Annotated in this window: 21 protein-coding genes; 14 read left to right on the top strand and 7 right to left on the bottom strand. The window is 71.0% G+C overall.

Features of this window, described 5'->3' with window-relative positions:
* Positions 1-69 precede the first annotated feature (69 nt).
* The gene (locus SM447_RS11020) at positions 70-879 is read left to right on the top strand and encodes a DUF3109 family protein (protein WP_474572650.1); all 810 of its coding nucleotides are present in this window, start codon (positions 70-72) and stop codon (positions 877-879) included.
* A gap of 338 nt (positions 880-1,217) precedes the next feature.
* On the opposite strand, the gene SM447_RS11015 is transcribed toward SM447_RS11020, so the two are convergent.
* On the bottom strand, positions 1,218-1,901 hold the full coding sequence (locus SM447_RS11015; protein ID WP_221082632.1) for a response regulator transcription factor: 684 nt from the start codon (positions 1,899-1,901) through the stop codon (positions 1,218-1,220).
* A 23-nt stretch (positions 1,902-1,924) separates the two neighbouring features.
* Entirely contained in the window at positions 1,925-3,214 is a 1,290-nt protein-coding gene (locus tag SM447_RS11010) for an ATP-binding protein (protein ID WP_474572649.1), read from the bottom strand.
* A gap of 200 nt (positions 3,215-3,414) precedes the next feature.
* Here SM447_RS11010 and phoU point away from each other — a divergent pair, with 200 nt between their 5' ends.
* Positions 3,415-4,065 carry a phosphate signaling complex protein PhoU gene (phoU, locus tag SM447_RS11005; RefSeq protein WP_474572817.1) on the top strand — a complete coding sequence of 217 codons (651 nt, stop codon included), beginning with the start codon at positions 3,415-3,417 and terminating at the stop codon, positions 4,063-4,065.
* 81 nt (positions 4,066-4,146) lie between these two features.
* Here phoU and SM447_RS11000 read toward each other — a convergent pair whose 3' ends face one another.
* Positions 4,147-4,914, bottom strand: coding sequence for a phosphoglyceromutase (locus tag SM447_RS11000; RefSeq protein ID WP_474572648.1), 768 nt, complete (start codon positions 4,912-4,914; stop codon positions 4,147-4,149).
* A 160-nt stretch (positions 4,915-5,074) separates the two neighbouring features.
* Here SM447_RS11000 and SM447_RS10995 point away from each other — a divergent pair, with 160 nt between their 5' ends.
* Both SM447_RS10995 and SM447_RS10990 read left to right on the top strand, forming a co-directional pair.
* On the top strand, positions 5,075-6,373 hold the full coding sequence (locus SM447_RS10995) for an MDR family MFS transporter (protein WP_474572816.1): 1,299 nt from the start codon (positions 5,075-5,077) through the stop codon (positions 6,371-6,373).
* Positions 6,374-6,426: 53 nt separating this feature from the next.
* Entirely contained in the window at positions 6,427-7,716 is a 1,290-nt protein-coding gene (locus SM447_RS10990) for an MFS transporter (protein ID WP_474572647.1), read from the top strand.
* A 399-nt stretch (positions 7,717-8,115) separates the two neighbouring features.
* Here the strand turns inward: SM447_RS10990 and SM447_RS10985 are convergent, their stop codons facing one another.
* The 3 genes from SM447_RS10985 to mshA form a co-directional block, all read right to left on the bottom strand.
* On the bottom strand, positions 8,116-8,955 hold the full coding sequence (locus SM447_RS10985; RefSeq protein ID WP_474572815.1) for a hypothetical protein: 840 nt from the start codon (positions 8,953-8,955) through the stop codon (positions 8,116-8,118).
* Between the two features lie 188 nt (positions 8,956-9,143).
* Complete coding sequence (locus tag SM447_RS10980; protein ID WP_474572646.1) at positions 9,144-9,677, bottom strand: type III secretion system chaperone family protein; 534 nt, start codon at positions 9,675-9,677, stop codon at positions 9,144-9,146.
* 88 nt (positions 9,678-9,765) lie between these two features.
* Complete coding sequence (mshA, locus tag SM447_RS10975; protein ID WP_474572645.1) at positions 9,766-11,115, bottom strand: D-inositol-3-phosphate glycosyltransferase; 1,350 nt, start codon at positions 11,113-11,115, stop codon at positions 9,766-9,768.
* Between the two features lie 183 nt (positions 11,116-11,298).
* On the opposite strand from mshA, the gene SM447_RS10970 reads away from it, so the two are divergent.
* Both SM447_RS10970 and SM447_RS10965 read left to right on the top strand, forming a co-directional pair.
* Positions 11,299-12,063 carry an SDR family oxidoreductase gene (locus SM447_RS10970; protein ID WP_474572644.1) on the top strand — a complete coding sequence of 255 codons (765 nt, stop codon included), beginning with the start codon at positions 11,299-11,301 and terminating at the stop codon, positions 12,061-12,063.
* A 14-nt stretch (positions 12,064-12,077) separates the two neighbouring features.
* Positions 12,078-12,881 (top strand): class I SAM-dependent methyltransferase, encoded by an 804-nt coding sequence (locus SM447_RS10965; protein ID WP_474572643.1) that lies wholly within the window; start codon positions 12,078-12,080, stop codon positions 12,879-12,881.
* Positions 12,882-12,976: 95 nt separating this feature from the next.
* Here SM447_RS10965 and SM447_RS10960 read toward each other — a convergent pair whose 3' ends face one another.
* Complete coding sequence (locus tag SM447_RS10960) at positions 12,977-14,059, bottom strand: UDP-N-acetylmuramate dehydrogenase (protein WP_474572642.1); 1,083 nt, start codon at positions 14,057-14,059, stop codon at positions 12,977-12,979.
* Positions 14,060-14,129: 70 nt separating this feature from the next.
* Here SM447_RS10960 and SM447_RS10955 point away from each other — a divergent pair, with 70 nt between their 5' ends.
* The 8 genes from SM447_RS10955 (at position 14,130) to SM447_RS10920 (ending at position 22,377) form a co-directional block, all read left to right on the top strand.
* On the top strand, positions 14,130-14,894 hold the full coding sequence (locus SM447_RS10955) for a maleylpyruvate isomerase family mycothiol-dependent enzyme (RefSeq protein ID WP_474572641.1): 765 nt from the start codon (positions 14,130-14,132) through the stop codon (positions 14,892-14,894).
* 215 nt (positions 14,895-15,109) lie between these two features.
* A complete protein-coding gene (locus SM447_RS10950) occupies positions 15,110-16,417 on the top strand; it encodes an ABC transporter substrate-binding protein (protein WP_474572640.1) in 1,308 nt (435 codons plus the stop codon).
* Between the two features lie 117 nt (positions 16,418-16,534).
* The gene (locus tag SM447_RS10945) at positions 16,535-17,542 is read left to right on the top strand and encodes a carbohydrate ABC transporter permease (protein WP_474572639.1); all 1,008 of its coding nucleotides are present in this window, start codon (positions 16,535-16,537) and stop codon (positions 17,540-17,542) included.
* 76 nt (positions 17,543-17,618) lie between these two features.
* Positions 17,619-18,452 (top strand): carbohydrate ABC transporter permease, encoded by an 834-nt coding sequence (locus SM447_RS10940; protein WP_474572638.1) that lies wholly within the window; start codon positions 17,619-17,621, stop codon positions 18,450-18,452.
* A complete protein-coding gene (locus SM447_RS10935) occupies positions 18,449-19,822 on the top strand; it encodes a GH1 family beta-glucosidase (protein WP_474572637.1) in 1,374 nt (457 codons plus the stop codon). The genes SM447_RS10940 and SM447_RS10935 overlap by 4 nt, the downstream gene beginning before the upstream one ends.
* Before the next feature lie 19 nt (positions 19,823-19,841).
* On the top strand, positions 19,842-20,849 hold the full coding sequence (locus SM447_RS10930) for a LacI family DNA-binding transcriptional regulator (RefSeq protein ID WP_474572636.1): 1,008 nt from the start codon (positions 19,842-19,844) through the stop codon (positions 20,847-20,849).
* A gap of 59 nt (positions 20,850-20,908) precedes the next feature.
* On the top strand, positions 20,909-21,319 hold the full coding sequence (locus SM447_RS10925) for a RidA family protein (RefSeq protein ID WP_474572635.1): 411 nt from the start codon (positions 20,909-20,911) through the stop codon (positions 21,317-21,319).
* 110 nt (positions 21,320-21,429) lie between these two features.
* Positions 21,430-22,377, top strand: coding sequence for an endonuclease domain-containing protein (locus SM447_RS10920; RefSeq protein WP_474572814.1), 948 nt, complete (start codon positions 21,430-21,432; stop codon positions 22,375-22,377).
* Positions 22,378-22,415 lie beyond the last annotated feature (38 nt).

Raw genomic sequence — 22,415 nt, 5'->3', positions numbered from 1 at the left:
AGAACCCTAGGCCCACCCGGTTCGCGTCACTCGCCGACCTGTCCGCCGCACCACGCGTACGCTGGCCGGGTGACAGGGCAGATCGAACTCCGCGTGCTGGTGGACGACCCGGCCGACCCGCGCAGCCGCGAGGTGCCGCTGGACTTCCCCCGGGAGTGGATCGAGTTCGTCGACCCGGCGGACGAGCGGCACGTGATCCGGGCCGACCTCACCTGGCTGCTGTCCCGGTGGACGTGCATCTTCGGCCGGGGATGCCACGGCATCATCGCCGGCCGGTCGGCCGACGGCTGCTGCTCGCACGGCGCGTTCTTCACCGACTCCGACGACGAGTCGCGGGTCCGTGCCGCGGTGAAGCGGCTGACACCGGAGACCTGGCAGCACTTCCGACGCGGGTTCAAGAACTGGACCGAGAACGACACCGTCGACGGGAAGACCCCGGCCCGACGCACCGCCACCCAGCACGCGGACGGTCCCTGCGTCTTCCTCAACGACGCGGACTTCGCGGGCGGGGGCGGCTGCGCACTGCACGCTCAGGCGCTGCGTGACGGGGCGCATCCGCTGGAATACAAGCCGGACGTGTGCTGGCAGCTACCGATCCGCCGCGATCAGGATTGGGTGAAACGGCCGGACAACACGAAGGTGCTGGTGTCGACGCTGGCCGAGTTCGACCGCCGCGGCTGGGGTGCGGGCGGGCACGACCTCGACTGGTGGTGCACCTCCTCCACCGACGCGCACGTGGGTGCCGACCCGATGTACCTGTCGTACCGCCCGGAGCTGACCGCGCTCATCGGCGAGGCCGCGTACACGAAACTGGCCGAGCTGTGCGCGGCGCGGACCCGGCAGGGCCTCGTCGCCCCTCACCCGGCCGACGGCGTCTGAGGGTGACCCGGCGCGGAGCCCGCGCTCGCCGGTCGTGCGGGCGGCGTTGAAGCACGGTCACTCTCAGACAATCAACCGCGCCAAACCCAACCCACCGTCACCGTCCTTTGCTCTGCTCACCCATACGCACAGGTAGCTCTCGGTAGCCAATGTTGGGATCTTCAATGCACGAGAGCTAGAAGTACTTCCTGCTCAGCGGGTTGTGCGTATAGGTGAGCAGAGCAAAGGGAGCGCAGGAGACACCGGCGGGCCGTCCGCGTTGTTACTCAACGTGACACCGTGTAAGAGGTGACGGATTGTCACCACAGGGGGGCGAGGGCTGCTGCGGCTCGGTCGGATCAGGGCTCGAACTTGTAGCCGAGGCCGCGCACCGTGACGATGTGGCGCGGGGCGGAGGGCTCCGGTTCGATCTTCGAACGCAACCGCTTCACGTGCACGTCCAACGTCTTGGTGTCACCCACGTAGTCGGCGCCCCAGACCCGGTCGATCAGCTGCCCCCGGGTGAGCACCCGGCCCGCGTTGCGCAGCAGCAGCTCGAGCAGCTCGAACTCCTTGAGCGGCAGCTGCACCGTGCCGCCGTCAACCGTCACCACGTGCCGCTCGATGTCCATCCGGACCGGGCCGGCGGCGAGCGTCGGCGCGCCCGACTCGGGCGCCTCCGGGCTCTGCCGGCGCAGCACCGCGCGGATCCGGGCGACCAGTTCCCGCGGAGAGTACGGCTTGGTCACGTAGTCGTCGGCGCCGATCTCCAGGCCGACCACCTTGTCGATCTCGCTGTCCCGGGCGGTGACCATGATGATCGGCACGTGCGAACGCTGGCGCAGCTGCCGGCAGACCTCGGTGCCGGACATCTCCGGCAGCATCAGGTCGAGCAGGACGATGTCGGCGCCGGTCCGGTCGAACTCGGTGAGAGCCGACGTGCCCGTGGCGGCCACGGAAACCTCGAACCCCTCCTTGCGGAGCATGTACGACAGGGCGTCGGAGAACGACTCCTCGTCCTCGACCACCAGAACGCGGCTCAACGGCGTTTCCTTTCCATGTGCGTTCAGACCTGCCGAAGCTCGGCCGTACCGGCCTCGATCCCAGCAGGTGGCAGTGTCGCCAGCAGGTCGTCCGGCGGACGGGCGGGCAGCCGGAGGGTGAACGTCGACCCACCACCAAGAGTGCTCGTCACATCCACCCGGCCGCCATGGTTGCTCGCGATGTGCTTGACGATCGCCAGCCCGAGGCCGGTACCACCGGTCGCCCGCGAACGTGCCTGGTCGGCCCGGTAGAACCGCTCGAAGATGCGGTCGACGTCGGTGGGGGCGATTCCGATGCCCTGGTCGGACACCGCGATCTCCACCTGATCCCCGGTGGTTCGGGCGGTGATCCGCACCGTCGTTCCCTCACCGGAGTAGTTGACGGCGTTCTCCACCAGATTTGCCACCGCGGTGGCCAACTGGCTGTCGCTGCCGTACACGGTCAGGCCCCGCTCGGCCTCGACCGCCACCTCGATCCGTCTGGCGGTGGCGGTGGTCCGGGTCCGGTCGACCACCTCGGAGATCACCCAGTCCACCGTGACCGGTTCGGGCGATGGCTGCGGTTCCGCGCCCTGGAGCCGGGTCAGCTCCAGCAGCTCCTGCACCAGGCGCCCCAACCGGGTCGACTCGTGCTGGATGCGTTCGGCGAACCGCCGGGCTGCGACCATGTCCTCCGACGGGTCCGGTCCTTCCTCGTCGGCCGGCTCGGTGGCGTCGAGCAGCGCCTCGGCGAGCAACTGCAACGCACCGATCGGGGTCTTCAGCTCGTGGCTGACGTTTGCCACGAAGTCCCGGCGAACCCGGGCCAACCGGTGCGACTCGGTCACATCCACCGCTTCCACCGCAATGTGACCGTTACCCAGCCCCATCGCCCGCAGGTGCACGCCGAGCGGGTTCTCTCCGGCGTTGTCGCGGCCTCGGGGCAGGTCCAGCTCGATCTCGCGCCGGACCCCGGTGCGCCGCACCTGGCCGGCCAGGGTACGGATCAGCGGATGCGCCGTGATCGAACCGGGTTGGCCACCGGTACGCAGCAGCCCCATCGCCCGCGCCGCCGGATTGACCAGCACGGGCACATCATCGGCGTCGAGCACCACGACCCCCGCGCGCAGCGAGTCGATCGCGCGGCGGCCCAGCCCGACCTGCACTTCGTCGACGATCCCGAGCCTCCCCCTGCCGAACCGGAAACCGGCCCACCTGTTTCCCGTGGACCCGGTCGACCGGCGGGCCGTCGGGATCATGCGGGACAACCACAGGCCGATGACGACCCCGACCACCAGGGCCGCAGCCACACCCACCGTCACCGCCCACGTCACCCGGCGATCGTAGGGTCATTGTTAACCCGGCTATCGCCCAGAACAGGACGAAGCACTCTCACTTCCTGGAAAGTTCACCCTGGCGTCCGGCGGAGTTCATCGGCGTTCACCTCCGGTCCTCCCACGAGCCCTAACTTGGCGGCGTACCTGCGCACATCCCCGCCGGCGACATCGCCGGCACCGACGGACAGGACGTGAGAATGCGCGACGAGTTCCGGGCCGAACTTCAGGCCGTCAGCCAGTTGCTGGTCGAGATGGCCGAGGGAGTTCGGGCGGCGCTTCGGCAGGCCACCCGGGCCCTGCTCACCGCCGACCGGCAGGCCGCCGAGTCCGTGATTGAGCGGGACGCCGAGATCGACGGACTCTACCGTCAGGTCGAGGAGCGGGTCTGCGATCTGCTGGCCCGTCAGGCCCCGGTCGCCTCCGACCTGCGCGCCATGATCACTGCCCTGCACGTGGCGGCGGACCTGGAACGGATGGGTGACCTGGCCGACCATGTCGCCAAGACCGCGCTGCGCCGGCACCCGTCGCCGGCCGTGCCGGCCGAGCTGCGCCCGGTCTTCACCGAGATGGCCGGCATCGCGGACCGGATGGCCGAGAAGATCGCCGCGGTGCTGGCCCACCCCGACGCCGATCTCGCTTCCGAGCTGGACGGCGACGACGACGCGATGGACGAGCTGCACAAGGGGCTGTTCGGGGTGTTGCTCGGCGCGGACTGGCCGTACGGGGTGGAGACCGCGATCGACGCCACCCTGCTCGGGCGCTTCTACGAGCGCTTCGCCGACCACGCGGTCAACAGCGCCGAGCACGTGGTCTACCTGATCACGGGCGAACCCGTCACCCCGGCCTGAGGGTGAAAGGAGGGGCCCCCTGCTAACGCCTGGCGTATAGCAGGGGGCCCCTCGTGACAATCAACACGACGGCTCGCCCGTTCAGCGGCCCTGGTTGGCCACGGCGGCGGCGGCCTCCTTGGCGGCCTCCGGGTCGAGGTAGGTGCCGCCCAGCGTCTGCGGCCGCAGCAGCGGGTCCAGGTCGTAGCGCAGCGGGATCCCGGTGGGGATGTTGAGCTTCGCGATCGCCTCGTCGCTGATCTGGTCCAGGTGCTTGACCAGCGCCCGCAGCGAGTTGCCGTGCGCGGCCACCAGCACCGTACGGCCGGCCAGGATGTCCGGCACGATCGAGTCGTACCAGTACGGCAGCATCCGCTCGACGACGTCCTTGAGGCACTCGGTACGCGGCATCAGCTCGGTCGGCAGCAACGCGTACCGAGGATCGCCCACCTGTGACCACTCGTCGTCGTCCGCGATCGGCGGCGGCGGGGTGTCGTACGACCGGCGCCAGAGCATGAACTGCTCCTCGCCGTACTCCTCCAAGGTCTGCTTCTTGTTCTTGCCCTGCAGAGCGCCGTAGTGGCGCTCGTTGAGCCGCCACGACCGGCGTACCGCGATCCAGTGCCGGTCGGCGGCGTTCAGCGCCAGCTCCGCCGTGCGGATGGCACGCCGCATCACGCTGGTGTGCACCACGTCCGGCAGCAGGCCGTGCTCGCGCAGCAGCTCACCGCCGCGGCGCGCCTCACTCTCCCCCTTCGCGGTCAGGTCGACGTCGACCCAGCCGGTGAAGAGGTTCTTGGCGTTCCAGTCGCTCTCTCCGTGCCGCAGCAGGACCAGCGTCCCGACGGTGGGCCCCTCGCTAGCTGTCATGCCGATCATCCTGCCGCAACCCTGAACCACACGCGCGGGAAGGGTCGTGACGACCAACACGTGGAAATCCGGGTGACCTTGATTCCGGCAGGCCACTAGGTTGTAAGGATCTGATAGATCACCAGGCATTACAGAAGCGGGGGGCGCCGGCGTGCGCGCGATGCGGGGTTGGTTCCGGGACACCACGGGCGGGCTACCGAGGACCTTCTGGTACCTCTGGACGGGCACCCTGATCAATCGGCTCGGCTCGTTCGTCCTGGTCTTCCTCGCCATCTACCTGACCCAGGAACGCGGCTTCTCCGCCTCGCAGGCGGGCCTGGTGCTCGGTGCGTGGGGCGTCGGCGGCGCGGTCGGCACCACCGCCGGCGGCACCCTGACCGACCGGTGGGGCCGCCGGCCGACCCTGCTCACCGCCCATCTCGGCGCCGCGACCATGATGCTCGCCCTGGGTTTCGCCCGTGACCTGTGGACGGTCGCGGCCGGCGCGTTGCTGCTCGGTCTCTTCGCCGAGGCGGCCCGCCCCGCGTTCGGCGCCATGATGATCGACGTGGTGCCGGAACGGGACCGGCTGCGCGCCTTCTCGCTCAACTACTGGGCGATCAACCTGGGCTTCGCCTGCGCCGCCGTGCTCGCCGGCTTCGCCGCGCAGGCCGGATACCTGCTGCTCTTCGTCGTCAACGCGTCCACCACGGTGGTCACCGCGCTGATCATCTTCGTCAAGGTGAGGGAAACCCGGACCGTCACCGTCGGCATGCCCCGCGGCGGCAACCCGGCCGGTGCCCTGCGGACCATCCTGACCGACCGGGTGTACCTCGGCTTCGTCACCCTGAACCTGCTCGGGGCGCTGGTCTTCCTCCAGCACATCTCGATGCTGCCGATCGCGATGGCCGACTCCGGCCTGAGCCCCGCCACCTACGGCTCGGTGATCGCGCTCAACGGCGTCCTGATCGTGGCCGGCCAGCTCTTCGTACCCCGGCTGATCAAGGGCCGCAGCCGGTCCCACGTGCTCGCCCTGGCCGCGGTGGTGATGGGCGCGGGCTTCGGCCTGACCGCGTTCGCCGAGGTGGCCTGGTTCTACGGACTGACGGTGCTGATCTGGACGCTCGGCGAGATGCTCAATTCGCCGTCCAACGCCACCCTCATCGCCGAACTCTCCCCCGCCGAGCTGCGCGGTCGCTACCAGGGCGTCTTCTCGCTCTCCTGGCAGCTGGCCGGGGCGGCGGCCCCGATCCTCGGCGGGCTGGTACGGGAGCAGGCCGGCAACGCCACGCTCTGGCTCGGCTGCGCCGCGATCGGGCTGGTGATGGCGGTGGGCCACCTGCTCTCCGGGCCGGCCCGGGAACGGCGCGCTCTCGCGCTGCGCACCGCCGGCACCGCACCGGTGGTGACGGTCCAGTCCACCGCGCCGCAGCCCGCCGCGCCGCAGGCGGCCGAGCCGGTGGCCACCTCCGGGGGGTGAGCCCGGCCACCCCGACCACCCGCCGACCGACCGGGCGGGGCAAGATCTGTTAAGTGCCTGAACAGATCGGGGAGGTCGGGGTGCTCCGTCGCTGGCTGGCCGACACCGCGGGTGGTCTGCCCGCCACCTTCTGGTACCTCTGGGCCGGTCTGCTGATCAACCGCGCCGGCGCGTTCGCGATGCTCTTCCTGTCGCTCTACCTGACCGCCGCCCGAGGTGCCAGCGAGTCGCTGGCCGGCGTGGTGGTCGGCGCCTACGGCGCCGGTGGTGCGGCCGGGGTGCTGCTCGGTGGAGTGCTGGCGGACCGGTGGGGCCGGCGCTCCACCCTGGTCGCGGCCCATCTGGTCACCGCCGCCCTGATGGTCGCCCTGGCCTTCAGCCGGCACCTCGGCGTCATCGCGGCACTCGCCCTGCTGGTCGGCGTCACGCACTCCATGCCGAGCCCGGCCTTCGTCGCGGCCATCGTCGACGTGGTACCGGAACATCGTCGGTCCCGCGCCTTCAACCTGCAGTTCTGGGCGTTCAACCTCGGTATGGCGGTCGCCTCGCTGCTGGCCGGGCTGCTGGCCGAGGCGAGCTACGTGGCCCTGTTCCTGGTCGACGCCGTCGCCACGTTGGCCACCGCCGTGCTCATCGCGTGGAAGGTACCGGAAACCCTGGCCAGCCGTCAGCCGGGGAAGAGTCCGGCGGCCGGTACCCGCCGATCGCGTCGCCCGGGGCTGCACACCGCGTTGACCGACCGGCACTTCCTGATCTTCGTCGGGCTGACCTTCGTACTGGCCGTGCTGACCATGCAGGCGTCGACGATCATGCCGCTGGCCATGCGCGCCGACGGGTTGGGGCCGTCGGCGTACGGCGCGGTGGTGGCCCTGGGCGGCGTGCTGATCGTGCTCGGGCAGCTGTTCGTACCCCGGCTGATCGACCGCCACCGGAAGGGGCACGTGCTGGCCCTGTCCACGGCGCTACTCGCGATCGGGTTCGGCGCGCTCGCCATCGCCGACGACCTGGTGTTCTACCTGGGTGCCTGCGTGGTCTGGACGGTCGGCTCGATGCTGGCCGCGCCGCCCAACGCCCAGATCAACGCGGATCTGGCGCCACCGGCGCTGCGGGCCCGCTACCAGTCGGTGTTCTACCTGGCCTTTCCGGCGGCGTCGTTCATCGCGCCGACGCTCGGCGGCTTCAGCCTGCAACGATGGGGCGACGGGCACTGGCTGCTGGTCGGGGCGCTGGGCCTGCTGGCCGCTGGCGCACATCTGCTCGCCGGACCGGCTCGGGAACGACGCGTGGCCACGCTGCGCCGCCGGCGGGAAGCTGCCGAAGCGTCACTGGTCGGGCTTCCCTGAGAGGCCCGATCCCAGCCGTTGGCACCATGCAACGTGCCCGGCACGAAACCGTGCCGGGCACCTCGCGACGTACGACCGGCGGCGGCGGGCGACACTCACCCCCGTAAGCGACGCCCGCTCGCGCCGCCGGTCCAAACAGGTGGGCCACCGTCCCCCAACGGTTCGGTCCACCCGTCCCCCGCGACTCGCCCGGCTGCACAGATCTGATCGATCCGCCGCTCCCCCGAACGGCTCCGAGCGTGACGCGGTGCAATAAAGTTAGTGCGGCCAGTCGTGGCGATTCAACCTGAGCGGCTGTCTCGCCGGTCACAACGACCGTGTCCCGTTTCACGGAACGGCGCTTCTGGCCCTCCTCGTCAAGCCAACAGCGGGTACCCGGGGGCTATTCCCGTAAACGTCTCACCCGTCCTCCCGATCGGGTGATTCGGTCCGGAAGAAGTTGCTCTGCCGGCCGTCGCGCATCTGCTCCTGGTAGATCAGGTTCAGCCGACGCAGGTCGAAGGTGTGGAACCACTCGTCCCAGGTGATCTCGCGGATCCGGCTGCTCTCCCGGTAACCGGGGATGTTGAACGTCAGCACCCCGGCCCGGCCTTCCCGCTCGGTACCGCTGATCGTCGCCGGCTTGGCACCCCGCTCCCGGGCCCACCGCCGGATGACGTCGTGGTTGGTGGTGACCAGGCTGCGCCCCGGACGCTCCGGCCGGTCCTGAAGCGAGGTGATCATCTGTGACGAGCGGACCGATCGGGAACTCGACCGCCCGGTCCGCACCGTGCCACCCGGGGCCGACCGGGCCGAGGTCGTCCGCCGGGTGGGTGCCGCCTCACGGGCGCGGGTAGCCCCAGCACCAGCCGTGCCACTCGCGGCCGTCTTCCGGGGAGTCGACTTCCTCGCGGCCGTGCTCTTCCGCGCCGCGCCGGTCGTCTTGCGGGCGACGCCGGTCGTCTTGCGGGCAGTACTGGTGGTCGACCTGCTCTGGGCACCGGTCGCCTTGCGCGCCGGGGCGGCCCGTTTCGCCGGTGCCGACTTGGCCCGCCCCGGCGCGGTCCGGCCGGACGCCGTCTGCTTCGCGCCGGACGCCTTGGTGGCGCTGGCGCGGCCGGCCGGGCCGCTGCTGCGACGCCCGGCGCCGCCGGAGCGCAGCGTCTTCACCAGCGTCTTCACCAGTTCCGGCTTGCGCAGGGCCGAGATGCCGGAGACTCCGTACCGCCGCAGTTGTCCTCGAATGTCGTCCACCCGCATCCGGGATATCTCCGACTCGGAGATCCTGGGGGTGTTCGGGGTCTGGTTGCCCCCCTGCCGCCTGGTCCCGGCCGCGGTCCCGCCGCGACCCGAGCTGCTTCGCTGAGCCATGGACGCTCACGCTCCTCGACACTCGCCGTCTCGGCGCGGCGGGTCCCAACGCCGCACCGCGCGCTGCGGCTTACCCGTCAGGAGCGGTCCGAACCTCCGACGGCCGGCGGAGCCGACCCGGCCCGTTCCGAGGGCTCGAACAGGTGGGCGAAGGCGGCCAGGTTGGCGGTGGACTCACCCCGTTTCACCCGCCACTCCCACTCGCGCCGGATCGAGCTGCCGAAGCCGATCTCGAGCATCGTGTCGAAGGACTCGTCGGCGTAGGTCAGCACCGCACCGAACAGCCGGTCCAGCTCGTCGGCGTCGACGCCGGCGGGGTTGACCCGACCGGTGAGGTAGACGTCGCCGACCGCGTCGATCGAGAACGACACGGCGTACATCCTCGAGTTGCGCTGCAACAGCCAGGCCCACAGCTCCTCGCGTCGCTCGTCCGGCTGGCGCATCACGAACGCCTCGATCCGCAACGCGTGCTCGCCGACGATCAGGTTGCAGATCGTCTTGAGCTTGTGGGTGCCGGGCAGGGTCACCGCGTACGAGCCCGGGCCGGTGGACTCGCAGGCCAGTTCCCGCTCCGCACAGACGGACTCGATCAGGGCACCGAGGTCGCTCATCCGGCCAACTCTACGGCGGTCACCACCACACCGCCCGGCTGCCGGCCGCCCTCGTGGGGCCGGATCGGTGGGACGGTCCGTACCCCGGTCAGCAGCGGGAGGCGGTCAGTTCGGCGGTGCGGCGGTCGCGGTGGTCGGCGATCGCCTCACCGTAGACGCTGAGCAGGCCGGCCGCCGTGCGGTGCCAGGAGAAGGCGCGGGCGTGCCGGGCGGCCCCGGCCGACAACTCGGCCCGCCGGGCCCGGTCGGGCAGCAGGCGGGCGAGCGTACCCGCCCAGTCCGCCGGGTCGTGTCCCCGCACCAGCACGCCACTGACCTGGTCGCGTACCGCGGTGACCAGGCCGCCGACGGCGGCGGCCACCACTGGCGTACCGCAGGCCTGGGCCTCCAGCGCGACCAGTCCGAAGGATTCGTTGTACGACGGCACCGCGACCAGGTCGGCCGCCTGGTACAGCAGCGGCAGTTCCACTCCCGTGCGCGGCGGCAGGAAGTGCACCCGGTCGGTGACGCCGAGCGAGGCGGCCAGCTCGATCAGTGCGGTCGGCCGGTCCAGTCCGGTGCCGCTGGGGCCGCCGCAGATCACCACCGAGACCTCACGGGCCAGCTCGGGATCCCGCGCCCGTAGCGCGGCGATCGCACGTACCAGTACGTCGGGTGCCTTCAGCGGTTGGATCCGCCCGACGAAGGCCACCAGGTGGCCGCGGATCGGCAGGCCCAACCGCGCCCGGGCGGCCGCGGTGGCGGCGTCCCGGTCGCCGGAGGCGGGGCGGAACCGCTCCAGGTCCACGCCGGGTTCGACCACGGTCACCCGGGTGGGGTCGGCGTCGTACCGGCCGATCAGGTCCCGCGCCTCGACCCGGGTGTTGGCCACCAGCCGGTCCGCCTCCGCGACCACCTGCTCCTCGCCGATCACCCGCGCCTTGGGCTCGGGCCGGTCACCGGCGGCCAGCTGCGCGTTCTTCACCTTGGCCAGGGTGTGCGCCGTGTGTACCAGCGGCACCCCCCAGCGGTCCTTGGCCAGCCAGCCGACCTGGCCGGACAGCCAGTAGTGGGAGTGGACGAGATCGTAGTGGCCGGGCGGGCGGGCCGCCTCGGCACGCAGCACGCCGGCGGTGAAGGCACAGAGCTGGCCAGGCAGTTCCTCCTTGGTCAGGCCCTCCAGCGGGCCGGCCATCACGTGCCGGACCTGCACTCCGGGGGCCACCTCCACCACCGGCGGCAGGTCGCCCGAAGTGGCCCGGGTGAAGATCTCGACCTCGACGTTCGCCTCGGCCAGCCGTCGGGAGACCTCCAGGATGTAGACGTTCATGCCGCCCGCGTCCCCGGTGCCCGGCTGGTGCAGCGGTGAGGTGTGCACCGACAGGGTCGCGATCCGCCGGGGCCGCGGCCACGGCAGGGAACCTCGCTGACGTCCGACACCGGTGTGCTCTTCCGCCACGTCCGCTCCCTTTGCCACGGTTGATGCCGTCCCGCACGACCGGCGCCTTTGCGTCAACACTCCACGCCGGATGTCATCTTCCCGATCGGCGGCGGGAAATACGTCGGCCAGACCCCCGGGGGTGACCGACCTCATGGCGACCGCGCCGCACCCGGCCCGGCGGAGGGGAGCGAGAATGGCCGGATGAGTCGTGTCGCGATCGTCACCGGAGCGTCCAGCGGGATCGGCGCCGCCACCGCCCGGCGGCTCGCCGGCGAGGGTTTCCACGTGCTCGTCGCGGCCCGGCGGACCGACCGGCTGACGGAACTGGTCGCCGAGATCACCGCCAGTGGCGGTGCCGCCACCGCAGTGGGCTGCGACGTCACCTCCGACGAGTCGGTGGCCGACCTGGCCCGGGCCGCGCAGCAGGCCGGCGGGCCGGTGACGCTCCTGGTCAACAACGCGGGCGGGGCACGCGGGCTGGACCCGGTGGAGTCGGGCACGATCGGCGACTGGCAGTGGATGTACGACGTCAACGTGCTCGGCACGCTGCGGGTCACCCAGGCGCTGCTGCCGATGCTGGAGGCCTCCGGGGCGGGCACCATCGTCGTCGTCTCGTCGACCGCCGGCTTCACCGTGTACGAGGGCGGGGGCGGCTACACCGCGGCGAAGCACGCGCAGACGGCGATCGCCGGCACATTGCGGCTGGAGTTGTGCGGACGTCCGGTGCGGGTGATCGAGATCGACCCGGGCATGGTGAAGACCGACGAGTTCTCGTTGACCCGCTTCGGCGGGGACGTCGAGCGGGCGGAGGCCGTCTACGCCGGCGTCGCCGAGCCGCTGCTCGCCGAGGACGTCGCCGACTGCATCGCCTGGTGCGCCACCCGGCCACAGCACGTCAACGTGGACCGTCTGGTGGTCCGGCCGCTGGCCCAGGCCGCTCAGCACAAGGTGCACCGGGTCGGCTGAGCCGGGAGTCCACGATGGCGTCGCGGCCGTCCCGACCGCTCGGTGCGGTGACCCGGGGGACCACCCATCCCAACCGGCTGCGCCGGGTGGACAACTGGATCGTGGAGACCTGTGCCGACCGGCTGCGGTCCGCACCGGATCCGCTGGTGGTCGACCTCGGCTACGGTGCGACCCCGGTGACGGCGGTGGAGCTACGCGCCCGGCTCGCCGCGCGCGTACGCGCCGACGTGCGGGTGGTCGGGCTGGAGATCGATCCGGTACGCGTCGCCGACGCGCAGCCCGCCGCGGACCCGCCCGGGCTCACCTTCGCCCGCGGTGGCTTCGAGCTGGCCGGACTGCGTCCCGCGCTGGTCCGAGCGTTCAACGTGCTGCGCCAGTACGACGAGAGCGAGGTGACCGGCGCATGGGCCACACTGCGCGCCGGGCTGGCGCCGGGCGGGCTGCTGGTGGAGGGGACCTGTGACGAGGTGGGGCGCCTCGGCGGGTGGGTGCTGCTCGACGCCGACGGACCGCGCTCGCTGACGCTGGCCGCCCGACTGGCGACCCTGCGGACGCCGGCCGAGTTGGCCGAGCGGCTACCGAAGGCGCTGATCCACCGCAACGTGCCGGGCGAGCGGATCCACGACCTGATCCGGGCGCTGGACGACGCCTGGCACGCCGCCGCAGGGTACGCCCCCTTCGGCCCTCGTCAGCGCTGGCTGCACACCGTGTCGGCCGTACGCGCGCAGGGCTGGCCGATCCTCGACCGCCCCCGCCACTGGCGCCATGGCCGCCTCACCCTCCCCTGGCCCACCATCGCCCCCACTCCATTGCGTTGATCATGAAGTTATTGACACCGGAGAGCGCTTCCGGGGACAACAACTTCATGATCAACGGGGTCGGACGGGTGGGCCGGGGTCGGACGGGGTGGGGTTCAGAGGGTGCAGTTGATGAGGACGGGTTCGGGGTGAAGGGTGACGCCGAAGCGGGACTGGACGCCGTCGCGGATCTCGCGGGCGAGAGTGAGCAGGGCCTGGGTGCTGGCGGTGCCGCTGGGGTTGGTGAGGGCGAGGGTGTGCTTGGTGGAGATGGCCACCCCCTCCGGGCCGGGATACCCCTTGCCGAAGCCGGCCTTGTCGATCAGCCACGCCGCGCTGACCTTGACCACGTCCCCGGCACCCGGCCAGGCCGGTGGCTCACCCACCTCGGCGGCCCGCTGCCGCAGCCGTTCGTACGCCGCCGCGTCGAGGACCGGGTTGGTGAAGAAGGAGCCGACGGAGCGGGTGTCGGGGTCGGTCGCGTCGAGCACCATGCCCTTGCCCGCGCGCAGCCCCAGCACCGTGGACCGGGCCTGCGCCAGCGGCACCTGGTCACCGACCTCGACGCCGAGCGCCCGGGCGAGTTCCGCATAACGCACCGGGCCGGACAGCGGCGAGCGGGACAGCCGGAAGTCCACCGAGAGCACCACCCAGCGCTCGTTGTACTTGAAGATGCTGGACCGGTAGGCGAAACCGCAGTCCGCCGCCTCGATCTGCCCTACCGTTCCGGCGACCCGGTCGTAGACCCGCACGGCGGTGATGGTCTCGGCGACCTCCTGCCCGTACGCCCCGACGTTCTGGATCGGGGTGGCACCGGTCGAGCCCGGGATGCCGGACAGGCACTCCAGCCCGGACCAACCGTTGCGTACCGTCGCGGCGACCAGGTCGTCCCACGGCTCGCCGGCCTCGACCCGTACCGTCACGGTCTGCTCGTCCTCGGCGAGCACCCGCAGCCCCCGGGAGCGGACGAGAACCACCGTGCCCGGGAAGCCGGCGTCGCCGATCACCACGTTGCTACCGCCGGCGATCAGGAGAATCCCGGAGTCCGCCTCGCGTACCAGCCTGACGATCTCGTCGGCGGTGGTCGCGGTGACGACCCTGTCGGCCGGCCCACCCAGGCACAATGTCGTGTATTGCGCCAGATCGCCCGTGCTGGCGGGTTGAGCGGCGGCTGTCGGCTGGGCGTAGACGTCAGACACGCCTCTCACCCTAGGCTGAGGGGTAGCCGTGGCACCCACTGGTGGCCCGGTCACCCCCGGGAGGATGGCGATGAGCAGATTGCACGGCACCAAGGACTTCTGGATCGGCGCCCTGCGGGCGGAGGGCCCGGCGTTCGCCGCCGCGGTGGCCGAGGCGCCACCCGAGACGCCCGTGCTGTCCTGCCCCGGCTGGACCGTCACCGATCTGACCCGGCACCTCGCCGGCATCTACCGGTGGGTGGCCGGGGTGGCCGGCTCGGGCGACTCGGCGACCCCGCAGCAGAGCCGGTCGCAGCCGGTCGAGCCGGCGGCGGGGGTCACCGCGGTGCAGCAGTGGCAGCAGGCGTACGACGAACTGATGACCCTCTTCGACACCCTCGACCCGGAGGCACCCGCCTGGAACTGGGCGCCCCAGCCGAAGAAGGCCGCCTTCTGGCCGCGCCGGATGGCCCACGAGACGGCGGTGCACCGCTGGGACGCCCAGCTCGCGATCGCCGCCGGTGAGCCGATCGAGGCGAAGCTCGCGGCCGACGGGGTGAGCGAGGTGCTGGACACCTGGCTGCCGGCGGGCCGACGCAGGTCCGCCGGGCCGTGGCACGGGGTGGTCCGGTTGAACGCCACCGACGCCGCCCAGGAGTGGTTCCTGCGGCTGCGCGGCGAGGGGGTCGCCCTGCTCGACACCGGCACCATCCTGGACCACGACGACCACCACGCCCGGGTGCAGGTCAGCGGCACCGCCAGCGACCTGCTGCTGGCTCTCTGGGGGCGGGTCAGCTTCGACACGTTGACCGTGGAGGGTGACCGAGCGCTGCTCGACGGGGTCCGGACCGGCTGATTCCGCGCCCCGCCGGCGTGGCTTGCACCGCGCCGCCTCCGGCGGGCACGTAGGCCACGAGCCGCCCTGCGCTCCGCGAGGGCCGCTCGTGGCCATTCTGTGACCGTCGTGAGAGAGCGCTCTCTTGACACCGGTCCGGCCCGGACCGCAGGCTACGAGAGAGCGCTCTCAGAACGCCTTCCACCACCACCCGACCTGAGAGGGGTCATCAGACAATGGGCACATTCCCGCGTCACCGCCTCGCGGCGGTCGCTCTGGCCGCCACCGGCGTCCTGCTCGTCGCCAGCGGCTGCGGCGGCGGCGACGAGGCCGCCGGGGACGGCAAGATAACGCTCACCGTCGACGTCTTCGGGCAGTTCGGCTACGAGCAGCTCTACCAGCAGTACATGGACGCCAACCCGAACATCAAGATCGTCGAGCGGGGCACCGGCGGCAACCTCGACGAGTACTCGCCGAAGCTGACCCAGTGGCTCGCCGCGGGCAAGGGCGCCGGCGACGTGGTGGCCATCGAAGAGGGCCTGATGGTCGAGTACAAGGCCAACCCGGACAACTTCGTCAACCTGCTCGACCACGGCGCCGCCGAGCTCAAGGGCAACTTCCTGGAATGGAAGTGGAACCAGGGGCTGACCGCCGACGGCCAGAAGCTGATCGGGCTCGGCACCGACGTCGGCGGTATGGCCATGTGCTACCGCACCGACCTGTTCGCCAAGGCCGGTCTGCCCACCGACCGGGAGAAGGTCTCCGAACTCTGGCCGACCTGGGAGGACTACATCGCCACCGGCGAGAAGTTCAAGGCGGCCAACACGGGCGCGTCGTTCCTGGACGCGGCCACCAACACCTTCAACACGATCGTGCTCCAGACCGCCGGTGCCGCGCAGGGCTACCACTACTACGACACCAGCGAGAACCTGGTGGTGGACACGAACCCGGCGGTCAAGCAGGCCTGGGACACCACGATGAACATCATCGGAGCCGGCCTGTCCGGCAAGTACGGCTCCTGGTCGGAGGAGTGGGTCTCCGCCTTCAAGCAGGCCAAGTTCGCCACCATCGCCTGCCCCGCCTGGATGACCGGGGTGATCGAGGGCAACGCCGGCCCGGAGGCCAAGGGCAAGTGGGACATCGCCCGGGTCCCCGGCAACGGCGGCAACTGGGGCGGCTCGCACCTGGCCGTGCCCCGGCAGAGCAAGCACCAGGAGGAGGCGGTCAAGCTGGTCAAGTTCCTGACCAGCGCCGAGGGCCACATCGGCGCCTTCAAGGCCAAGGGCCCGCTACCGTCCTCGCCGCAGGCGCTGGACGACCCGGCCATCACCGAGGCCACCAACGCCTACTTCTCCGACGCCCCGGTCGGCAAGATCTTCGGTGAGGGTGCGAAGACGCTGAAGCCGGTCTACATGGGCCCGAAGAACCAGGCCGTCCGGACCGAGGTGGAGAACGCCGTCCGCACCGTAGAGCTGGGCCAGCGCACCCCCGAGCAGGGGTGGCAGGACGCCATCACCAACGCCAAGAAGGCCGCCGCCAAGTAACCGGCCCGACAGCTCCCACCCCGCCGCCGATCCAGGGTCCGCCGGTCCGCGTGCCGCGCGCGGCGAACCCGCCCTGGGTCGGCGCGGGGCGGGGGCGTGGAAAGGAGTCAACGGGTCATGGCGTTGCAGCTCGACGCGAGACCGCCGGCCAGCCCGGCACCGCGGCGCACCCGCCCGTCCCGGGCCGGCCGGCTGAGCCGGATCGACGCGAAGTACTCGCCCTACCTCTACATCGCCCCCTTCTTCGTGATCTTCGCGATCTTCGGGGCGTGGCCGCTGGCGTACACCTTCTGGGTCTCGCTGCACGACTGGGACCTGCTCGGCAGCAACCCGACCTTCGTCGGCGCGGACAACTACACCCGCCTGCTGGTCGACAGCGACTTCTGGCACTCGGTGGTCAACACCCTCGGCATCTTCGTGCTCAGCACCGTCCCGCAGCTGCTCGCCGCGCTCTGGCTGGCGAACCTGCTCAACCGACAACTGCGGATGCGGACCGGCTGGCGGATGGCGGTGCTGGTCCCGAACGTCACCTCCACGGCCGCCGTGGCGATCGTGTTCGGGGTGCTCTTCGGCCGCGAGTTCGGCATGGTCAACTGGCTGCTCGACCTGGTCGGGGTCGACGGCATCGAGTGGAAGTCCAACCGGTTCGCCTCCTGGGTCGCGATCTCGACCATGGTCGACTGGCGCTGGACCGGCTACAACGCGCTGATCTTCCTGGCCGCGATGCAGGCCATTCCCCGCGACCTCTACGAGGCCGCGGCGATCGACGGCGCGAACCGGGCCCGCCAGTTCTGGACCATCACTGTGCCGCTGCTCAAGCCGACGATCATCTTCTGCGTCATCATCTCCACCATCGGCGGGCTCCAACTGTTCACCGAGCCTCGGCTGTTCCACTCCGGCACCAACGCGATCCGCGGCGGGCCGCTGCGTGAGTCGCAGACCATGACCATGTACATGTTCGAGAACGCCTTCGCGCCCTACTACAACTTCGGTTACGGCTCGGCGGTCGCCTGGCTGCTCTTCGCCCTGATCGCCATCGTGGCGGCGATCAACGTACTGATCATCCGCCGGCTCGGCGCCGGCGCCCGGCCGGACACCGGCAAGCGGAAGGGAGGCTCCCGATGAGCGAGCGCAGCGAGCGAATCATTCGGCTCAGTGCGGTGGTGCCTCGTCGCGGCGCCGAGCGAAGCGAGGTGGCGCGATGAGCAGGCTGTGGCGGGCCAGCCCGCTGACGTACGGCGCACTGGTCGCCGCCGGCATTCTCTCGGTCTTCCCGATCTACTGGATGTTCGTCGTGGCCAGCCGGTCCAGCGACGCGATGGGACAGCTGCCGCCGCCGGTGACCCCGGGCGGCAACCTGGGTGCCAACATCTCCCGGCTGTTCGCCAACACCGACGCCTACTTCCTGACCGGTCTGATCAACTCGGCGATCGTCGCCACCGTGGTGACCGCGTCGGTGGTGTTCTTCTCCACCCTCGCCGGCTTCGCCTTCGCCAAGCTGCGGTTCCGGGGCAGCAGCGCGCTGCTGCTGGTCATCATCGCGACGATGATGGTGCCCACCCAGCTCGGCATCATCCCGCTGTACATGCTGATGACGAAGCTGAACCTGAACGATCGGCTGCCCGCCGTGATCATGCCCGCGCTGGTCACCGGCTTCGGCGTGTTCATGATGCGGCAGTACGCCGGGCAGGCGGTCAGCAGCGAGCTGATCGAGGCGGCGCGGGTGGACGGTTGCGGTACCGCCCGGATCTACTGGAACGTGGTGGTGCCGGCGCTGCGGCCGGCCGCCGCCGTACTCGGTCTGCTCACCTTCATGACCACCTGGAACGACTTCCTCTGGCCGTACGCGGTGCTCAACGACCCGGAGAATCCAACCGTGCAGCTATCGTTGCGGGCGCTGTCCGACGGTTACTACCAGGACATGTCCCAGGTCTTCACCGGTACGGCCATCGCCACGCTGCCCCTGCTGCTGGTGTTCGTCCTGTTCGGCCGCCAGATCATCGGCGGCATCATGGAAGGTGCGGTCAAGGCGTGACTGAGTTGAGATTTCCGGACAACTTCCTCTGGGGTGCAGCCACCGCGGCCTACCAGATCGAGGGAGCGGCCCGCGACGACGGGCGCGGCGAGTCGATTTGGGACACCTTCAGCCGCACCCCGGGCAAGGTGCATGCCGGCCACACCGGCGACGTCGCCTGCGACCACTACCACCGGTACGCCGACGACGTCGCGCTGATGGCCGAGCTGGGGTTGCAGGCGTACCGTTTCTCGGTCGCCTGGCCACGGATCCAGCCCGACGGCAGCGGGCCGGTGAACCCGCGCGGCCTGGACTTCTACGACCGGCTGACGGACTCGCTGCTGGGCCGGGGCATCGACCCGATCATCACGCTCTACCACTGGGACCTGCCGCAGACGTTGCAGGATCGGGGCGGCTGGACCAACCGGGAGACCGCCGAGCACTTCGCCACCTACGCCTCGGCCGTGTACGCCCGGCTCGGCGACCGGATCGGCACCTGGACCACGCTCAACGAGCCGTGGTGCTCGGCGTACCTCGGTTACGGCAACGGGGTGCACGCACCGGGGGTACAGGACCCCGGGGCAGCCTTCTCCGCCGTACACCATCTGCTGCTCGCGCACGGTCTGGCCGTCCAGGCGCTGCGCGCGGGCGGCGCCGGCCGCGTCGGGGTCACCCTCAACCCCGCCGACGTACGCCCCGCGGACCCCAACAGCGCCGCCGATGCCGCCGCCGTACGCCTCGTCGACGGCCTGCACAACCGGATCTTCCTCGACCCGCTGCTGGTCGGTGGGTACCCGGACGACGTCCGCGAGCATGTCGCGCGGTTCATCGAGCCCACCTTCGTCCGGGACGACGACGAGAAGGTCATCGCGGCGCCGATCGACCTGCTCGGCATCAACTACTACGCGCCCACCTACGTCGCCGGACGACCGGACGGTGCCGGTGGCGGCGGCGCGTACCCGGGCACCGAGGGAACGGTGCAGTTCCTGGCGCCGGTTGGCCCGCTGACCGACATGGGTTGGATGATCGAACCGGCGGGGCTGTCCCGGTTGCTGGAGCGGATCGCCACCGACTACCCGGCGGTGCCGCTGCTGATCACCGAGAACGGCGCGGCCTTTCCGGACAAGGTCGCCGTGGACGTGACCAGCCCGATGCAGGACACCGACCGGATCGCCTACCTCGACGGTCACCTACGCGCCGCGCACGAGGCGATCGCCCGGGGCGTCGACCTGCGTGGCTATCTCGTATGGTCATTGCTGGACAACTTCGAGTGGGCCGAGGGGTACCGTAAGCGATTCGGGATCGTGCACGTCGACTACCTCACTCAGCGGCGTACACCGAAATCCAGCGCCCGGTGGTACCAGGAGGTGATCTCCCGGAACGGGCTGTGACGAGGTGGTGGTTTCTCCGATGACGGGGGCGCAGCGGCCCACGCTGGAAGCGGTGGCACGACGGGCCGGGGTGTCCCGGGCCACCGTCTCCCGGGTGGTGAACGGCTCGACCACGGTCGCCGAGCCGATCCAGGAGGCGGTCCGCCAGGCGGTCGCCGAGCTCGGGTACGTGCCGAACCTGGCCGCACGCACCCTCGTCACCCAGCGGACCGACTCGATCGCCCTGGTCATGCCGGAGGAGGCCACCCGGGTCTTCTCCGACGACCAGGTCTTTCCCGGGATCATCCGGGGTGCCGCCCAGGAGTTGGAGGCCGCCGACAAGCAGCTGGTGCTGATGCTGGCCGGGTCGCCGGCCGGGCACGAACGGGTCGCCCGGTACACCACCGGCCGGCACGTCGACGGGGTGCTCTTCGCCTCGCTGCACGGTGCCGACCCGCTGCCCGCCCGGCTGGCGGCGCTGGGCATCCCGGTGGTGTGCAGCGGCCGGCCGCTCGACGGGGCGGACGTCCCCTACATCGACGTCGACCAGGTCGGCGGGGTCACCCGCGCGGTACGGCACCTGATCGACAGCGGCCGACGTCGGATCGCCACGATCGCCGGGCCGCAGGACATGGTCGCCGGCATCGAGCGGCTGGCCGGCTATCGGGACACCGTCCTCGCCGCCGGGTTGCCGGAGATGGTGGCGGTGGGTGACTTCACCCGTGAGTCCGGGGCGGCGGCGATGCGCGAACTGCTCGCCGCCCACCCCGACCTGGACGCCGTCTTCGCCGCGTCGGACCTGATGGCGCACGCCGCCCTGCGTACGCTGCGCGAGGCGGGGCGGCGGGTGCCCGAGGACGTGGCGGTGATCGGCTTCGACGACATCGAGACCGCCGCGTACACCGATCCGCCGCTGACCACCGTCCGGCAGCCGATAGTCGAGCTGGGCCGGCAGGGCACCCGGCTGCTGCTCCGCCTCGCCGCCGGCGAACAGGTCGAGCCGGCCCTCATCCTGCCCACCGAACTGATCATCCGCGACTCCGCCTGAGAGGGTGTTGCGGCTAATCCGGTGGTGAGCGGTCCGACCGGCTGGTTAGCCTGCCGCCCATGTCCGACCCGGTACGGCTGCCCCACGTGTCCGAGCTCTCCGACGTCGCCGAGTACGCGTACCTGGCCACCGTGGAACCCGGGGCCCGGCTGGTCTTCACCGCGGGCGCCTGCCCGCTGGACCCGGAGGGTCGGACCGTCGCACCGGGTGATCACGTGGCTCAGGCCCGGCAGGTCATGGCCAACCTGGAGACCGCCCTGCACGCCGGCGGTGCGGCGCTCGCCGACGTCGTCAAGACCACGGTCTACGTTGCGTCCTCCCGGCAGGCGGACCTGGTCACGGTCTGGGAGGTGGTACGGGACGCCTTCGGCGACCATGATCCGCCCAGCACTCTGCTCGGCGTGAGCGTGCTCGGCTACTCCGACCAGCTCGTCGAGATCGAGGCGATCGCCGCCGTCACACCCCGCTGACCCGTCCACCAGTCCGGAGCGGCGCGGCCTATCCCCCGGCTTTGGGTGCATCTGTTGTCGCTCTGGCGACAACAAACGCACCCAGATCGCGGTGCAATCGACCGGTGCGAATGCCGAGGGACGACGCGGACTCCTTGGAGCGGTTGCTGTTCGAGCAGTCGGGCGTTCTCACCTGGGCGCAGGCGGTGACGGAGCTGTCTTCGGCGAAGGTGCGTCATCTGCTGGCCACAGGGCGGTGGGGCAGAGTGTGCCGGGGAGTCCTGCGGGCCTCGCCGCCCGACGAGCCGTACCGGTCGGAGCAGTCGTGGTGGGTGGCGGTACTGGCGGCGGGTCCCGGCGCCGCGCTCGCCGGGCTGACGGCAGCGACAGCGGGAGGGCTGCGCGGCAAGTGGCGACGGGAGACTGTGGACGTGCTGGTCCCGCATCACCGCCGGCAGGCGGACCTGCTGCGCCGACTACCGCTCGGACTGCCGGCGGTGCGGGTACGTCGGGTCCGGCACCTGCCGGTCGAGGACCGACAGCGTGGTCGGCCCGACCGGACCTCGATGGCGCGTTCGCTGGTGGACGCGGCGCAGTGGGCGCGTACCGACGAGGAGGCGCAGCAGATCCTCGCGGCCGGTTGCCAGCAGCGACGGACGACCCCGGCGGAGATCCTCGCGGTGCTCGACCGGCTGCCCCGGGCCCGACGGCGCGCCCTGATCCGGGAGACGATGCACGACATCGCCGGCGGCGCGGAGGCGCTCTCCGAGATCGACCTGGCCCGGTTGTGCCGACGCCACGGACTGCCGGCGCCGGAGGCACAGCATCGCCGCCGGGACGCCGACGGGCGGATGCGCTACCTGGACGCCTACTGGCCTCGATGGCGGCTGCACGTGGAGGTCGACGGCGGGCACCACATGGACGTCCGGCACTGGGCCGCTGATCTTCGGCGGCAGAACCGGATCTGGATCGAGGGCGACCGCATCCTCCGGTTCACCGCCTTCGACGTCCGGCACCGCTCCGACGACGTCGCCGTCCAGATCCGCGCCGCACTGACCGCCGCCGGCTGGTCGGGCTGAGAACTGCGCTGGCGACTTTGGGTGCGTTTGTTGTCGCT

Source organism: Micromonospora aridisoli (genome assembly GCF_056150025.1).
This window is presented reverse-complemented; position numbering and strand designations above follow the sequence as displayed.

Excerpts from the sequence above, each read along its gene's own strand:
- SM447_RS10925 (WP_474572635.1), top strand. The coding sequence starts at position 20,909 with ATGTCCGACCCGGTACGGCTGCCCCACGTGTCCGAGCTCTCCGACGTC.
- SM447_RS10970 (WP_474572644.1), top strand. The coding sequence starts at position 11,299 with ATGAGTCGTGTCGCGATCGTCACCGGAGCGTCCAGCGGGATCGGCGCC.
- SM447_RS10980 (WP_474572646.1), bottom strand. The coding sequence starts at position 9,677 with ATGAGCGACCTCGGTGCCCTGATCGAGTCCGTCTGTGCGGAGCGGGAA.
- SM447_RS10920 (WP_474572814.1), top strand. The coding sequence starts at position 21,430 with ATGCCGAGGGACGACGCGGACTCCTTGGAGCGGTTGCTGTTCGAGCAG.
- SM447_RS10955 (WP_474572641.1), top strand. The coding sequence starts at position 14,130 with ATGAGCAGATTGCACGGCACCAAGGACTTCTGGATCGGCGCCCTGCGG.
- SM447_RS10995 (WP_474572816.1), top strand. The coding sequence starts at position 5,075 with ATGCGGGGTTGGTTCCGGGACACCACGGGCGGGCTACCGAGGACCTTC.
- SM447_RS10945 (WP_474572639.1), top strand. The coding sequence starts at position 16,535 with ATGGCGTTGCAGCTCGACGCGAGACCGCCGGCCAGCCCGGCACCGCGG.
- SM447_RS10985 (WP_474572815.1), bottom strand. The coding sequence starts at position 8,955 with ATGCGGGTGGACGACATTCGAGGACAACTGCGGCGGTACGGAGTCTCC.
- SM447_RS10950 (WP_474572640.1), top strand. The coding sequence starts at position 15,110 with ATGGGCACATTCCCGCGTCACCGCCTCGCGGCGGTCGCTCTGGCCGCC.
- phoU (WP_474572817.1), top strand. The coding sequence starts at position 3,415 with ATGCGCGACGAGTTCCGGGCCGAACTTCAGGCCGTCAGCCAGTTGCTG.
- SM447_RS11000 (WP_474572648.1), bottom strand. The coding sequence starts at position 4,914 with ATGACAGCTAGCGAGGGGCCCACCGTCGGGACGCTGGTCCTGCTGCGG.
- SM447_RS10965 (WP_474572643.1), top strand. The coding sequence starts at position 12,078 with ATGGCGTCGCGGCCGTCCCGACCGCTCGGTGCGGTGACCCGGGGGACC.
- SM447_RS10930 (WP_474572636.1), top strand. The coding sequence starts at position 19,842 with ATGACGGGGGCGCAGCGGCCCACGCTGGAAGCGGTGGCACGACGGGCC.
- SM447_RS10940 (WP_474572638.1), top strand. The coding sequence starts at position 17,619 with ATGAGCAGGCTGTGGCGGGCCAGCCCGCTGACGTACGGCGCACTGGTC.